Below are 13,587 nucleotides of genomic sequence, written 5' to 3'. Positions count from 1 at the left end.
CTCTCCCCACTTGCAGCTATCCAAACAGGTTTAACTTCATTCTTTGATTTTATCAACTATAAAACAAAAAATGTTTCCACTATAGAAGTAAAAAGCAATGATGAATTTGGACAAATCTCAAATGCTATCAATGAAAACATTCTTGCTACTAAAAGAGGCTTAGAACAAGACAATCAAGCCGTTAAAGAATCAGTTCAAACCGTATCAGTTGTAGAAGGTGGTAATTTAACAGCAAGAATTACTGCTAATCCAAGAAACCCACAACTGATTGAACTTAAAAATGTTCTAAATAAACTTCTTGATGTTTTACAAGCTAGAGTAGGTTCTGATATGAATGCTATTCATAAAATTTTTGAAGAATACAAAAGCTTAGACTTTAGAAATAAATTAGAAAATGCTAGCGGTAGTGTAGAATTAACTACTAATGCTTTAGGTGATGAAATAGTTAAAATGCTAAAACAAAGTTCAGACTTTGCTAATGCTTTAGCTAATGAAAGTGGAAAATTACAAACTGCTGTTCAAAGCTTAACCACTTCTTCAAATTCTCAAGCTCAATCTTTAGAAGAAACTGCAGCAGCTTTAGAAGAGATCACTTCTTCTATGCAAAATGTTTCAGTTAAAACTAGTGATGTTATCACTCAATCTGAAGAGATTAAAAATGTTACAGGTATTATAGGTGATATTGCAGATCAAATCAATCTTTTAGCTTTAAATGCAGCTATTGAAGCAGCTCGTGCTGGAGAACATGGTAGAGGCTTTGCAGTGGTAGCTGATGAAGTTAGAAAGTTAGCTGAAAGAACTCAAAAGTCTTTATCAGAAATTGAAGCTAATACTAATTTACTTGTTCAATCTATCAATGATATGGCAGAAAGTATTAAAGAACAAACTGCAGGTATCACTCAAATCAATGATAGCGTAGCTCAAATTGATCAAACTACTAAAGATAATGTTGAAATTGCTAATGAATCAGCTATTATTTCTAGTACAGTAAGTGATATAGCTAATAATATCTTAGAAGATGTTAAGAAGAAAAGGTTTTAATTAGTCATTTATACCTAGTGAAAAACTAGGTATAAATTTTTTCTTCAATTTAAATTTTTCATCAAAGTTTCTAAAAAGTTTCCAAATATTTTTATGCTTCCATTGTTTTAAATTTCAATATGGGGTAAAAACAAATGGAAAGAAGATTGTTTTTAAAAGGTTCAGCTTTAGGTTCTATGGTGGCTTTTTTTGCAAGTTCAAATTTAAGTGCTGCTATGCTTAAGGATAAGGATTTGCTAGGTTTTAAAGCTGTTAGTGCAAGCACACAAGATAAAGTTATAGTACCACAAGGTTATGAAGCAAAGGTTTTAATTTCTTGGGGTGATCCACTTTTTAGTAAAGCAAAACCTTATGATGAAAATAAAATCATCGACATGAATGCAGTTAAAAATGCTCATTTGGTTTTTGGAGATGACAATGATGGTATGAGTTTTTTTCCACTTTCAAAAAACAGAGGAATTTTAGCCGTTAATAATGAATATATAAATCCTGAAATCATGTTTAATCATCATGGTAAAAATTTAAGCAAAGAAGATATTTTATATGAGCAAGCCAGTGTGGGTGTGAGTATCTTAGAAATCGAAAAAAAAGGTGATGATTGGACTGTGGTTTTAGACTCTAAGTATAACCGCAGAATCGATGCAAACACTAAAATGCAAGTAAGTGGAGCAGCTAAAAAAGAAGTTTTAAAAAATGAAAAATTTGTTCATGGAACTTTTGCAAATTGTGCAAATGGACAAACACCTTGGGGAACTTATATCACCTGTGAAGAAAATTTTGATGATTTTTTTGGAAGTTCAGATGAAAATCTAGAATTTAATGATGCCTTTAAGCGCTATGGATTTAACAAAACTAGTCTTTATGGATGGGAAAAATTTGATGAAAGATTTGATTTAGCTAAAAATATCGATGAAGCCAATCGTTTTGGTTGGATAGTGGAAATCAATCCTTTTGATGCAAAAAGCACACCTGTTAAAAGAACTTCTTTAGGGCGTTTTAAACATGAAAATGCAGAAATTATCGTAGAAAAAGATGGTTCTGTTATAGTTTATATGGGTGATGATGAGATGAATGAATTTATTTATAAATTTGTTAGCAAACATAAATACAAAAAAGGTGCTGATACAAGTAAAATTTTAGATGAAGGCACTTTGTATGTAGGACAGTTTAACGGCAATATGGGAGATTTTAAAGGACAGGGAAAATGGATAGCTTTAGAATATGGCAAAAACGGCCTAGATGAAAAAAATGGTTTTAAGTCTCAAGCTCAAGTACTCATCAATACGCGTCTTGCTGCAAGCATTGTAGGTGCAACTCCTATGGATAGATGTGAATGGATAGCAAGCCATAAACAAAGCGGTTCTAAAGAAGTATTTGCAACACTAACAAATAATAAAAATCGCCAAGAACCTAATGCAGCAAATCCAAGAACTAAAAATGTTTATGGACAAATTTTAAAATGGATGCCAAAAAATTCTCATAAAGACGATGATTTTACTTGGGAAATTTTTGCTCTTGCTGGAAATCCTGATAACCAACAAGGCTTATATAAAGGCTCAAATAATATTACAAGTGAAAATAAATTCAATTCTCCTGATGGACTTAAATTTGATAGAGATGGAAGACTTTGGATACAAACAGATGGATCTTATTCTAACAAAGATGAATACGAAGGCATGGGAAATAACTGCATGCTAGCAGCAAATCCAAAAACAGGGGAAATCAGACGCTTTTTAACAGGACCTATTGCTTGTGAATTAACAGGGATTGCTTTTAGTGAGGATTATACTACAATGTTTGTAGGCATACAACATCCAGGAGAAGGTTTAAAAGGTAGTACTTTTCCTTATGGAAAAACGCCAAGATCGAGTGTAATGATGATAAGAAAACTTGATGGTGGAGTGATAGGAAGCTAAATAAAAATAAAGTTGCTTTTAGCAACTTTATAAAATCTTAATGCAAGCTTTCTATATAAGCCATAGCACTTAATGCAGCTACAGCTCCATCACCTGCAGCACAAATCACTTGCTTAGGTGCATCTTTTCTAAGATCTCCTGCGGCAAAAAGTCCAGCAATACTAGTTTGCATTTTAAGATCAACACTTACTTGCCCACCTTCTTCCATATTGCATAAAAACTTACCATCGTCTTGTTTTAAAATTTCATTTCTTACATTAAGACCAACAAAAGTAAAAATTCCTGGAACATTTAAATCTCTAATACTACCATCTTTTAATTTTACTTTTACCCCAGTAACACCCATTTTATCACCATATACTTCATCTACACTTGCACTAGTAATGAGTTCTATTTTTTCGTTTTTCTTAACTTTTTCTACTGTAGATGGAGCCGCTCTAAACTCATCTCTGCGGTGGATAAGATAAACCTTAGAACAAATATTTGCTAGATACAAGGCTTCTTCTAAAGCCGTATCTCCACCACCTAAAACTGCAACTTCTTTATTTTTATAAAAAAATCCATCACAAGTTGCACAAGTACTTACACCTTTTCCAAAAAATTCATCTTCGCCTTTAAAACCTGCTCTTTTTGGAGCCGAGCCTGTGCAAACTATCACAGCTTTAGTAAGTTCTGTTTTACCACCTTCTAATTTGATGGTAAAACTTCCATCACTATTTTTTAAAATTTGTTCTACTCCAACCATTTCATGTTTTAAACCAAAACGCATACATTGTTCATTCCAAGGAGCCATAAAAGAAATTCCATCCATAACTTGGGCTACACCCGGATAATTTTCTATTTCAGAACTTGAGGTAATTTGTCCACCAGGCATACCTTTTTCAAACATTACTACATTCTTAAGACCACCTCTAGTTGCATAAAGTCCGGCACTAAGTCCAGCAGGACCTCCACCTATGATTGCTACATCTAACATTTATATTTCCTTTATATTGAATTTTATTATTAATAATGATATAAAAATTATTCTTAATAGTAGTTAATAAAAATTATTATTTAGTATAAATTTGAAATTTTTAAGAAGAAGGCTAGTTATACTAGCCTTTAGTTTATAGTAAAGAGTTTAGTTTATCACTAATTGCTTGTTTAGATTGTGCACCAACGAGTTGATCTACAACTTCACCATTTTTAAAGAAAATAAGTGTAGGAATAGAGCGAACACCAAATTCAGCTGCTAAATCACCTTGTTCATCTGTATTTACTTTGCAAATTTTAGCTTTACCATCAAAGTCATTTGCAAGTTCATCAATAACTGGAGCAAGCATTCTACAAGGTCCGCACCATGGAGCCCAAAAATCAACTAAAGCTACACCTTCTTTTGCTTGAGCAAAATTATCACTTGTTAATTCAATATATTTTCCCATAATTTTTCCTTTCTTTAATTTTTGTCTAATTGTATTTTATTTTTTTAAATATCAGCTTAAAAACTTATATTTTCGCAAAATTGTATCACATCATTTTTAATGCAAATCAGATCAATCTGAAAATCCGATGAAATTCCATTTCTAAGATGATAAAATTCTATAGTTTTTAAAATTTTTTCAAGTTTTTTTCTATCCAAACGCTCGGAAACTTCATAATCATTTTGAGTAAATTTAACCTCTATAAAATGTAAAATTTCATCTTTTTTGGCTATTATATCGATTTCTCCAAATTTAGAATGGAAATTTCTTTTTAAAATTTCAAAGCCTTGTTTTTTTAAAAATTTACAAGCCTTATCTTCCCCTAAAATTCCATCTAAATAAGCTTTTACACCCATTATTCTATACGCATCATAAAAGGCTTGGTTTTTATAAAATCTTGTTTGCGTAAAATTTCAAGCAAATTTTGTATGCTTTTTTCATAAGTTAAATGCGTAGTAAAAAACAAAGTACTGTAATTTTCATCATTTTTTTTAGGTTTTTGTAAAAAACTATCGATAGAAATATTATTTTCACTCATCAATTGTGTGATTTTAGATAAAACCCCTATTTTATCTTCAACTTTCACTCTTAAATAATATTTTGTATAAATTTCATCTTTGCTTAAAAGCTCGTATTCTAAAGTATTCACAAAACCAAGCATTGGTGCTTTTACCTGATCTCTTGCTATATCCATAAGATCTGAAATCACAGCACTTGCAGTGGCCTCTCCTCCTGCTCCTGCTCCATAATACAAACTTTCACCCAACAAATCTCCATTAATGCTTATAGCATTCATCACTCCATCAACTTTTGCAAGCATTTTTTCTTTATCTATCATAGTAGGATGCACTCTTAATTCTACTTTATTTTCACGCACCTTAGCTATACCTAAAAGTTTTATGGTAAATTCAAACTCATTAGCAAAATACATATCTTCAGGCCCAATTTCACTAATACCCTCGATCAAAATATCTTCAGGTTTAGCTTTAAGATTATAAGCGATACTTGATAAAACAAGCAGTTTATGTGCTGCATCTTGTCCTTCTATGTCAAAAGTTGGATCAGCCTCTGCATAACCTAAATTTTGAGCTATTTGTAAGGCTTGTTCAAAACTCATATTTTTTTGACTCATAGAACTTAAAATATAATTACTCGTGCCATTTAAAATCCCTTTTATAGCCAAAATATTATTTGCACTTAAACCTTCTTTTAAAACCTTGATAATAGGAATTCCTCCAGCTACACTTGCTTCATAACCAAAGGCTAAATTTTTAGCCAAATTTTCAAGTTCATAACGATGATAAGCAAGCATAGCTTTATTTGCAGTAACAACAGCTTTTTTCTTTTTTAAAATTTCACTCACTATTTTAAAAGCTTCATCCACTCCACCCATTAACTCCACAAAAACATCTACATCAGCATTTAAAATTTCTTCAACACTGTGAGTAATTGGAATTAAAGCATTTTTTTTAGGACTTCTAGCAAGAGCGATCACAGGAGTTATGCTTTGACCGCACCTTGCACGAATGAGTTTATCATTTTCTAAAAGAAATTTAACCACCGCACTTCCAACAGTGCCATAACCAAGAATCGCTACTTTCATAACTTACTCTTTTAGATATTTTTTGATATTGCGTGTAGCTTGGCGTATGCGATTTTCATTTTCAATTAAAGCAATTCTTACATACTCATCACCTGCTTCGCCAAAACCTACCCCAGGACTTACTGCAACACTAGCGCGTTGTAAAAGTTGCTTTGAAAATTCTAAACTTTTTAAATGTCTTTTGCTTTCAGGGAGTTTTGCCCAAACAAACATACTTGCTCTTGGTTTTTGAAGTTTCCAGCCTGCATTTTCAAAAGCTTCAAGTAAAATGTGCATTCTTTTATCATAAGTTGCACGGATTTCATCTACACAAGTTTGATCTCCATCTAAAGCTATGGTAGCTGCTACTTGAATAGGTGTGTACATACCATAATCAAACCAAGATTTTATTTTTTTAAGCGCACTGACTAAGCGTTTATTTCCTACTACAAAACCCACACGCCAGCCTGCCATATTGTAAGATTTTGAAAGAGTGTAAGTTTCTACCGCTACATCTTTTGCACCTTCAATTTCCAAAATAGAAGGAGTTTTATAGTCATCATAAGTTAAATCTGCATAAGCAATATCTGAAATAATATAAAATCTTTCTTTTTTTGCCGTTGCTATCAATCTTTCATAAAAACTTTTCTCACAAGTTACTGTTGTTGGATTATGCGGGAAATTAACAACGACATATTTTGGACGCGGGATGCTTTCATTTAAAGTTTTATGCAAATTTTCAAAAAATTGATTTTCATCAAGCTCAAATTTTTCATTATAAGCTAAAGGCATTTTTGCTACATTACCTCCTGCTATAATAAAAGCTTGAGTATGTATAGGATAAGCAGGAGTTGGCACAATAGCAACATCTCCAGGATTTATAATCGCTCTTGCAAGATTTACAAAACCCTCTTTTGAACCCATGGTAGCTACAACTTCATTTTCAGGATCTAGATTAACATTATATTTTCTTTTATACCAATTACAAATTGCTAAGCGAAGTTTATAAATCCCCATGGATGTAGAATATCCCGAGGTTTTATCTTTGTTAGCACTTTCACAAAGTTTATCTATAATGTGTTGTGGAGTTTTACCATCGGGATTTCCCATTGAAAAGTCGATGATATCCTCTCCAGCACGTCTTGCTGCCATTTTTATCGCATTTACTTCTGCGAAAACATAATTTGGAAGTCTTTCTATGGTATTAAAACGGATTTCATCAAACATTTCTTAATCCTTTATTTTTTAAGTGTGATTTTTAAACCCCTGCGTATATTATCTAAACTATACATATCGCTTACAATAGCATATATAGCACCATTTGGAATAAGTTCTGAAAAATGATTATTTTTATTTTCGCTTTTTACTGCTTTAATTAGATTGAGATTTTTATCTAAAAAGAAGATTTTAGGAAACCAATTATCTAAATCATTTGCATCAATAATCAAATTTGTAGCATTTTTTAAATCAAGCACATAGTCTTTAAGGGGCTTTTCTAATGATTTTGGAGTATTTAAATTAACATTTGTATTGGTTTTTAATACAGCATTGGAAAAATTTAAATCATATTCATAGTCATATGCCCCAATACGCTTAATATTATTTATATAGACAGAATTTTCTTTTAAGAGATTGTAAAGCGTTCCAGGATCTAAAACATATTGAGATTCTACTTGTATGGTATAGTCAATATTTCCTTCTCTTAAAATCAAATCTGTAGGGATAAAATATATATATCCAGCATCTGTTAAAACATCGGATAAAATTTTAAAAAACATAACTTCATCAGCTTTTGCTTTAAAATTTAGTCTTAGACTTTGAGGATTTGATAGTGTTAAGGCAATTAAAGAATTGGTTTTTAATATTTGAGATATTTTTGCAATATCACAATTTCCATTATTATCTATGTAAGAATTATTTGAAAATAATAATTCTAGTTGAGAATTTTTACTAGGATTGTTTACTAAATTTTTTGCTAATTCAAGACTTGAGATTGCAAAAGATATATTAACCCAAAGAGTAAGAATAATAATTTTTTTTACCATTCTTTACCTTTATTTAATTTTACAAATTCAGCAGCTGAAATACTTGTAATTTTTCCATCTTTAATCAAGAAACGTTTTGAAATTCCTGCAGGAAATTTTTGTTCTTTATTTTCTTGATCAAACATTGTTAAAGCTGCAGCCCCTGTTAAAATTAACTGATCTTTATCTAAAGAAATATTAAAATCTTTTTCTTTAACAAAGCTTGTTTTTTTAAGACTTTTTAAATCTATTAAACCTATCCAAATCTTGGTAGAGGTTTTAAAATGTGCTTCTTTTAAAGAATCAGTTTTTGGTGTATTTGTGTCTTCTTGGATTTGGGTATTTTTTTCTTCATCGAGTAGAGTTGTGTTATTTTCACTGATATTATTTTCTATGCTTATGTTTTTATCATTTTCTTGTAATGAGATATTTTGGCTTGGTAAAACGCTCTCTGTTTGATTTGTTTCTTGTGCTTTATTGTTGTCTATAACAACAACATTGTTTCCACCTAAAGATTTTAAATTTTCTTGTGCTTGTCCTATGATATCTATAACTGTTGCGCTAGTATTATTTTGTTCATCTTTGAAAAAAGTTTTAAGTGTATCAAAATAATAAATTCCACTTCCTATAATCACTAAAACAATAAGAACAATCAAAAAAGGCCAAGCGTTAGAGGATTTTTGACTATAAGCATCTAGTTTTGGGGTTATCATTTTTGATTTTGTTTGTGGAGTAGGATTGTTTTCGTTAAGATAAGCTTCATACTCTTCGTTAAAATCACTAAAGTCGAGTTCGTATTCTCTGCTCAAAATTTTAACAAAACCTTTAACATTAAAACGACTTAAAACAGCAAAATTCTTTTCTACTAAAGCTTCAAGAAAATCAAGTTCAATTTGCGTTTTTGCTGCAACTTCTTTTAAATTTAATTCTTGTATTTTTTTCCAATTAAGCATTTAACATCCTATCACAAAGTATTGCAAAAGCAGCGCTGACATTAAGACTATCAAAATTATTTTTCATCGCAATGCCCACACATTCATCGCATTTTTTTACAATTTTAGAGCTTAAACCAAAACCCTCACTACCCAAAACTAAAACTTTTTTACCATTGTTTATTTTTACACTGTGAATTTCTTTTCCCGAGCCATCACTTGCATAAAAATAAAAACCTACTTGTTTTAGTTCATTTATTACACTTAAAGCATCGTTGCTTATCACAATAGGTAAATCAAGAGCCGCTCCGCTGCTTGTGCGAATTACTCCTTCCATGGCTAATTTTTCACCAATAAAAATTAAAGCCCCAACCCCTAAAGCATAAGCTGTACGCGTGATAGCCCCTATATTTCCTACATCACTAATTCCATAAAGCATAACAATAAAATCATTTTTTTTGATCTCATTTAAATTTGCAAAAGAACTTTCTTTAATATCTAGCAAAAAACCTTGATGATTTCCACCTTTCGCATAAGCTTGAGCAGTTTTAAAATCAAGTTTTTTGATTTTAAAACCTGATTTTGCGATTTTGGAAAAAGTAATTTTATCACATTCTTTTGCTAAATAAAGCTCATTGATACAGTCTTTATGATATTCTAAAATATAAAAAAATATTTGCTTCCCATAAACTATCATATTAAAATTTTACCTAATCTTGACTTAAAAGCAGTTTTTGATAAATTTCTTTTGCATTTTTTCCATTGATCTTTGATAATAATTTTGCTTTTGCTTTTAAAGGCAGCTCTAAATCCATAATATCTTTTTCACAAAGAGTATTTTGCAAAAAATTTTGCTCTTTTGATTGCAGTACTACAACCCATTCACCGTTTAAATTAGACTTTTTTAAAATTTCAGAAAGCTCTTTAGCATTGCCTTTAAATTTTTTTTCAAATTTTTTACTGATTTCTTTAATCAAAAAAATTTCTCTTTGGCTGTCTAGAATCATAATTTGTTCTACTAAAGATAAAATACGTTTGGGGGATTCGTAAATAATACTTGGATAAGGAAAGTTTAAAATTTTTTCTATATCTTTTTGTCTTTCTTTGCCTTTATTTGCTAAAAAACCAATAAAGATAAATTCTTTTTGACAAAATGCCGAGCTTACAAGAGCAACTAAGGCTGCATTTGCACCTGGTAAAATTTCATAGGTGATATTGTTTTCTTGTGCAAATTCTACCAAAGCCTTGCCAGGATCACTAATCCCTGGCATTCCTGCATCGCTTAAATAAGCTACATTTTTTTCAAATATCTTTAAATCAATACTTGCTAAAACTTCTTTTTCATTATGGGAGTGTAAGGCTATAAATTTAGAAATATGTATATCAGTGTGAAATTTGGTATTTAATAACGAAATCAAAGACTTACTTACTCTTGTATCTTCGCAAAACACAAGATCGCAAGTCTTTAAAAGTTCTAAGGCTCTAAAAGAAATATCGCTTAAATTTCCTATGGGAGTAGGAATAAAATAAAGCATAATTATTGCATTGCGTATTTTTTCTTAAATTTCTCTACACGACCTGCAGCATCTACAATTTTTTCACTGCCTGTAAAAAAAGGATGGCAATTTGAACAAATATCTACTCTTAATTCTGCTTTGTTTGACTTCGTTGTAAAAGTATTTCCACAAGCACAACTTACTTTGCATTCTACGTATTCTGGGTGAATTTCTTTTTTCATTAGTTTTCCTTAAAAATTAAAACAATAAGCCGTGATTATAAATTATTTAACATAAAAAAGAGATTAATTTAAGAAAAATTAAAGCAAAATTTTTGAAGCTATAGCTATAATAGCTGTTTGACTTTTTAGAATATTAGAGCTTTTAAGAGAGATTTTCCGGTTAAACAATAATCTCTCATCATTGTTAAATCCACCTTCAGGACCTATAAAATATAATTCTTTTTCATCGAAATGACTTTGTTGTTTTCCTTGAAAATCAACCATAATTGCATTTGGAAATTTTTGAATAAATTCTTGAGTGCTTTGGTGGATAATTAAATCCATTTTAGTATTTCTACCGCATTGTTCACAAGAAGAAATAATGATTTTTTCAAATCTTTCTAAATCGATTTTAAAATTTCTTTGTGAAAAATTTGTAAAAACCAAATGTAATTTTTTTACTCCAAGTTCATTTAAGAAAGGTAGAGTTTTTTCTAAAATTTTAATATCTATAATGGCTAAGGCTAAGTTTAATTCACTTTGTTTTATATTTTGTGATTTTTTGTTTAAAAATTTTAAAGTGCAAGAATTTCTTGTTAAATTTGTGATTGTATAGTTGTAAAGAAAATTATCTTGTAAATTTCTAAGATTTAGCTCCGAATTTTCCTTTACTCTTCTTACTTTTAAATGATTAAAGTTTTCACCTTGAAGTTGTATAAACTCTTCTCCAGCTTGCTTGTTATACAAAAATTGCATTTTATAAATATCTTTCTATTAAAAAAGGCAAAAACAATAAAAAAATTTCAAAAGGTAAAATCAAACAACTAATCCATCTAAAAGTGGCATATTTTCTAAATCTTCTTGCTTTTTTAAAACAAACAAAGTGAAAAATTGCTAAGGCAAAAATTAAGATCCAAGAAAAAATCATTACCCAGATATTGACATTCATTTGAAATTGTTTCATTGCTGATAACAAGCAACCTGTAAAAATAATCAAAGCTAAAAATAAATAATAAATTGGTAAAAATAATCGTATTCTGCGAATAAAAATGAATTCGGTTTTAAAATTTCCTTGTGTTAGTATAAGATAAAAAAGCATTAAAAAACCGCTCGCATAAAGACTATAAAGATGTAAAGCTAAAAAGAATTCGTAACTTTGATCCATTATTTTCCTTTGTTTATAAAATCAGCTAAATTTTGAATTTGTTCATCGCTTAAAAAACTATGGTTTTTATCTTTTATCATTTTTATTTTTTGTATAAAAATTTTATTGCCCAAGGTTTTAATGGCCGTGCTGTTTTTAGGTTTTAATTCCCCTTTTTCTCCATGACAAGTGGCGCATTTTTGTTTATATAAAGAGTTGATAATAGTAGGATTGGCTTCATGTTCATCATCTGAACTTTGTGCTTCATCATCTACAGGTAAAGGCAGGTTGGAGTCACTTAATTCTGTTTTTTCATCGTTTTGTTCTATTTGGACTACTTCTTGATCTGTATTTTGAGTCTTGGAAATATTTTTTTCATCATTAGAACAGGCAGATAAAACTAATAAAAAAAAACTTAAGGCAATTAAAATTTTAGCTTTTTGCATTAAATCTCCTTTGGATTTATAAAAATTTCTTCATTTTTTAATTTGTTATAAAAATCTATATCATTCCATTCTGCTTTAATGCCATTAGAAAATTCTATGTCTTGAAGTGAAATTTTTGGCATTAGCTCACTATAGGCATCTTCTCTAAAACCTTGTGCATAGCCTGTTCTTGTTTCATGAACAATGATGCTTTGTAAAGTTACTCCTTGTTCTCCATTTATCATTTTTGTTTGTTTTAATAGAGCATCTATAAGTATGAAAAATACACGACAAAAATTTTCAGCACTTACATTAACAGGCAGGCAAATCCAACGACTTGAATATTTTTTCATTTCTTCTAAATATTTTGCGTCATCATATTTAAAAAGAGTGATAGCATGATCAAAACTATCAATAATTTGGCGTATATAGGTTTTTAAAAGTCCAAAATCATAGACCATTCCAGCATTATCTAAATATTTGCTTTCAAGTAAAACTTCAACTTTGTAAGAATGTCCATGAATGCTACTTTTGCAACGCTTAGAAGAACAAAATCTAACAATGTGTGCGTTTTCAAATTCAAATAATTTTCTTATAATCATACACCCTCTTTATCGTTCCAAAGACGAATATGAATTCTATCAGAATAATTATAACCATTCTTAATACAAAATTCAGCAATTTTTTGAGCATTTTTTTTAAGGTTTTGCTCATTTTCACCCATAGGCATACAAAAAATTTGATTTGGAGCTTCTTTTAGAATTTCATTGATTTCTAAAAATGAATTATCAAGAGTATTGGCATCTAAAACAAATTTATAAAAACTATCTTTTGCGTAATTTTTAAATGCTTTTAAAGCTTTAAAATTTAATCGTTTATCTTTTTTTATCCCACTATTTTGGAGTTTAACGCTTAAAGCAAAAATACATTCTTTGTAAAAAGGATATCTATCAAAATCAATTTCTATGCTTCCATTGCTTTCAAAGTGTATTTCGAATTTATTTTTTAATAACATTTGGATAAATTCTATAAATTCAGGATTTTCATAATGGATTAATGGCTCTCCACCTGTGATAACAACTATAGGATCAAAGTCTTTTTTTAATTTTATCACTCTTTTTAAAAGTTCATTAGCATTTAAAGTTTCATAACTTTCTTTAAAATCTTTTGTGAAAACAGCTCTTATCGTGTCACATCCAATGAGAGTTTTATCGTTTTTTGATATTTTTACATTAAAACCTAAACAGTTGAAATTGCAACCAGCAAAACGCATAAAAATAGCTAATTTTCCATTATATTTGCCTTCTCCTTGAATGCTTAAGAAACTTTCAACAAGTTGCAAA

17 protein-coding genes are annotated in these 13,587 nt (G+C 29.8%); 2 read left to right on the top strand and 15 right to left on the bottom strand.

Features of this window, described 5'->3' with window-relative positions; all coding sequences use genetic code 11:
- Together AJN56_RS00875 and AJN56_RS00870 are read left to right on the top strand one after the other, a co-directional pair.
- Positions 1-1,041, top strand: a 1,041-nt coding sequence (locus AJN56_RS00875) for a methyl-accepting chemotaxis protein (protein ID WP_002867986.1), incomplete at its 5' end; no start/stop codon positions are given.
- 134 nt (positions 1,042-1,175) lie between these two features.
- Complete coding sequence (locus AJN56_RS00870) at positions 1,176-2,957, top strand: PhoX family protein (RefSeq protein ID WP_002868925.1); 1,782 nt, start codon at positions 1,176-1,178, stop codon at positions 2,955-2,957.
- 37 nt (positions 2,958-2,994) lie between these two features.
- Here the strand turns inward: AJN56_RS00870 and trxB are convergent, their stop codons facing one another.
- The 15 genes from trxB to AJN56_RS00795 all read right to left on the bottom strand — a co-directional run bounded on the left by trxB (position 2,995) and on the right by AJN56_RS00795 (position 13,586).
- Entirely contained in the window at positions 2,995-3,933 is a 939-nt protein-coding gene (gene trxB / locus AJN56_RS00865; protein ID WP_002885293.1) for a thioredoxin-disulfide reductase, read from the bottom strand.
- 133 nt (positions 3,934-4,066) lie between these two features.
- The gene (gene trxA, locus AJN56_RS00860) at positions 4,067-4,381 is read right to left on the bottom strand and encodes a thioredoxin (protein WP_002778629.1); all 315 of its coding nucleotides are present in this window, start codon (positions 4,379-4,381) and stop codon (positions 4,067-4,069) included.
- A 56-nt stretch (positions 4,382-4,437) separates the two neighbouring features.
- Complete coding sequence (locus AJN56_RS00855) at positions 4,438-4,776, bottom strand: YraN family protein (protein ID WP_070246192.1); 339 nt, start codon at positions 4,774-4,776, stop codon at positions 4,438-4,440.
- Positions 4,776-6,023, bottom strand: a complete 1,248-nt coding sequence (locus AJN56_RS00850) for a homoserine dehydrogenase (RefSeq protein ID WP_002857451.1) — start codon at positions 6,021-6,023, stop codon at positions 4,776-4,778. The genes AJN56_RS00855 and AJN56_RS00850 overlap by 1 nt, the downstream gene beginning before the upstream one ends.
- A gap of 3 nt (positions 6,024-6,026) precedes the next feature.
- Positions 6,027-7,229 carry an LL-diaminopimelate aminotransferase gene (locus AJN56_RS00845; protein ID WP_002857324.1) on the bottom strand — a complete coding sequence of 401 codons (1,203 nt, stop codon included), beginning with the start codon at positions 7,227-7,229 and terminating at the stop codon, positions 6,027-6,029.
- An 11-nt stretch (positions 7,230-7,240) separates the two neighbouring features.
- Positions 7,241-8,047, bottom strand: a complete 807-nt coding sequence (locus AJN56_RS00840; RefSeq protein ID WP_002857300.1) for a hypothetical protein — start codon at positions 8,045-8,047, stop codon at positions 7,241-7,243.
- A complete protein-coding gene (locus AJN56_RS00835) occupies positions 8,041-8,979 on the bottom strand; it encodes a membrane protein (RefSeq protein ID WP_002857583.1) in 939 nt (312 codons plus the stop codon). Before AJN56_RS00835 ends, AJN56_RS00840 begins: the two co-directional genes overlap by 7 nt.
- Positions 8,972-9,655: a 23S rRNA (guanosine(2251)-2'-O)-methyltransferase RlmB gene (gene rlmB, locus AJN56_RS00830; protein WP_002857441.1), complete on the bottom strand. Its 684-nt coding sequence runs from the start codon at positions 9,653-9,655 to the stop codon at positions 8,972-8,974. The genes AJN56_RS00835 and rlmB overlap by 8 nt, the downstream gene beginning before the upstream one ends.
- A gap of 13 nt (positions 9,656-9,668) precedes the next feature.
- Positions 9,669-10,493, bottom strand: a complete 825-nt coding sequence (gene rsmI, locus AJN56_RS00825; RefSeq protein ID WP_002857320.1) for a 16S rRNA (cytidine(1402)-2'-O)-methyltransferase — start codon at positions 10,491-10,493, stop codon at positions 9,669-9,671.
- Between the two features lie 2 nt (positions 10,494-10,495).
- Positions 10,496-10,696, bottom strand: coding sequence for a 50S ribosomal protein L31 (rpmE, locus tag AJN56_RS00820; protein WP_002851603.1), 201 nt, complete (start codon positions 10,694-10,696; stop codon positions 10,496-10,498).
- A 78-nt stretch (positions 10,697-10,774) separates the two neighbouring features.
- Positions 10,775-11,431, bottom strand: a complete 657-nt coding sequence (locus AJN56_RS00815) for a 16S rRNA (uracil(1498)-N(3))-methyltransferase (protein WP_002854340.1) — start codon at positions 11,429-11,431, stop codon at positions 10,775-10,777.
- Between the two features lies 1 nt (position 11,432).
- Positions 11,433-11,840: a membrane protein gene (locus tag AJN56_RS00810; protein ID WP_002851635.1), complete on the bottom strand. Its 408-nt coding sequence runs from the start codon at positions 11,838-11,840 to the stop codon at positions 11,433-11,435.
- Positions 11,840-12,265: a c-type cytochrome gene (locus tag AJN56_RS00805; protein ID WP_002854243.1), complete on the bottom strand. Its 426-nt coding sequence runs from the start codon at positions 12,263-12,265 to the stop codon at positions 11,840-11,842. Before AJN56_RS00805 ends, AJN56_RS00810 begins: the two co-directional genes overlap by 1 nt.
- Entirely contained in the window at positions 12,265-12,846 is a 582-nt protein-coding gene (locus AJN56_RS00800; RefSeq protein ID WP_002854192.1) for a 6-pyruvoyl trahydropterin synthase family protein, read from the bottom strand. Before AJN56_RS00800 ends, AJN56_RS00805 begins: the two co-directional genes overlap by 1 nt.
- Positions 12,843-13,586: a 7-carboxy-7-deazaguanine synthase QueE gene (locus AJN56_RS00795; RefSeq protein WP_002851883.1), complete on the bottom strand. Its 744-nt coding sequence runs from the start codon at positions 13,584-13,586 to the stop codon at positions 12,843-12,845. The genes AJN56_RS00800 and AJN56_RS00795 overlap by 4 nt, the downstream gene beginning before the upstream one ends.
- Between the last annotated feature and the right edge of the window lies 1 nt (position 13,587).

The sequence above is a fragment of the Campylobacter sp. BCW_4319 genome (assembly GCF_001764435.1).
GTDB classification, from domain to species: Bacteria; Campylobacterota; Campylobacteria; order Campylobacterales; family Campylobacteraceae; genus Campylobacter_D; species Campylobacter_D jejuni.
The sequence above is the reverse complement of the archived record's forward strand: the minus strand, read 5'-3'. Positions and strand labels throughout refer to the sequence as shown.

Bases quoted from the DNA above. Each gene is read 5' to 3' on its own strand.
- AJN56_RS00870 (WP_002868925.1), top strand. From the start codon at position 1,176: ATGGAAAGAAGATTGTTTTTAAAAGGTTCAGCTTTAGGTTCTATGGTG.
- trxB (WP_002885293.1), bottom strand. From the start codon at position 3,933: ATGTTAGATGTAGCAATCATAGGTGGAGGTCCTGCTGGACTTAGTGCC.
- trxA (WP_002778629.1), bottom strand. From the start codon at position 4,381: ATGGGAAAATATATTGAATTAACAAGTGATAATTTTGCTCAAGCAAAA.
- AJN56_RS00855 (WP_070246192.1), bottom strand. From the start codon at position 4,776: ATGGGTGTAAAAGCTTATTTAGATGGAATTTTAGGGGAAGATAAGGCT.
- AJN56_RS00850 (WP_002857451.1), bottom strand. From the start codon at position 6,023: ATGAAAGTAGCGATTCTTGGTTATGGCACTGTTGGAAGTGCGGTGGTT.
- AJN56_RS00845 (WP_002857324.1), bottom strand. From the start codon at position 7,229: ATGTTTGATGAAATCCGTTTTAATACCATAGAAAGACTTCCAAATTAT.
- AJN56_RS00840 (WP_002857300.1), bottom strand. From the start codon at position 8,047: ATGGTAAAAAAAATTATTATTCTTACTCTTTGGGTTAATATATCTTTT.
- AJN56_RS00835 (WP_002857583.1), bottom strand. From the start codon at position 8,979: ATGCTTAATTGGAAAAAAATACAAGAATTAAATTTAAAAGAAGTTGCA.
- rlmB (WP_002857441.1), bottom strand. From the start codon at position 9,655: ATGATAGTTTATGGGAAGCAAATATTTTTTTATATTTTAGAATATCAT.
- rsmI (WP_002857320.1), bottom strand. From the start codon at position 10,493: ATGCTTTATTTTATTCCTACTCCCATAGGAAATTTAAGCGATATTTCT.
- rpmE (WP_002851603.1), bottom strand. From the start codon at position 10,696: ATGAAAAAAGAAATTCACCCAGAATACGTAGAATGCAAAGTAAGTTGT.
- AJN56_RS00815 (WP_002854340.1), bottom strand. From the start codon at position 11,431: ATGCAATTTTTGTATAACAAGCAAGCTGGAGAAGAGTTTATACAACTT.
- AJN56_RS00810 (WP_002851635.1), bottom strand. From the start codon at position 11,840: ATGGATCAAAGTTACGAATTCTTTTTAGCTTTACATCTTTATAGTCTT.
- AJN56_RS00805 (WP_002854243.1), bottom strand. From the start codon at position 12,265: ATGCAAAAAGCTAAAATTTTAATTGCCTTAAGTTTTTTTTTATTAGTT.
- AJN56_RS00800 (WP_002854192.1), bottom strand. From the start codon at position 12,846: ATGATTATAAGAAAATTATTTGAATTTGAAAACGCACACATTGTTAGA.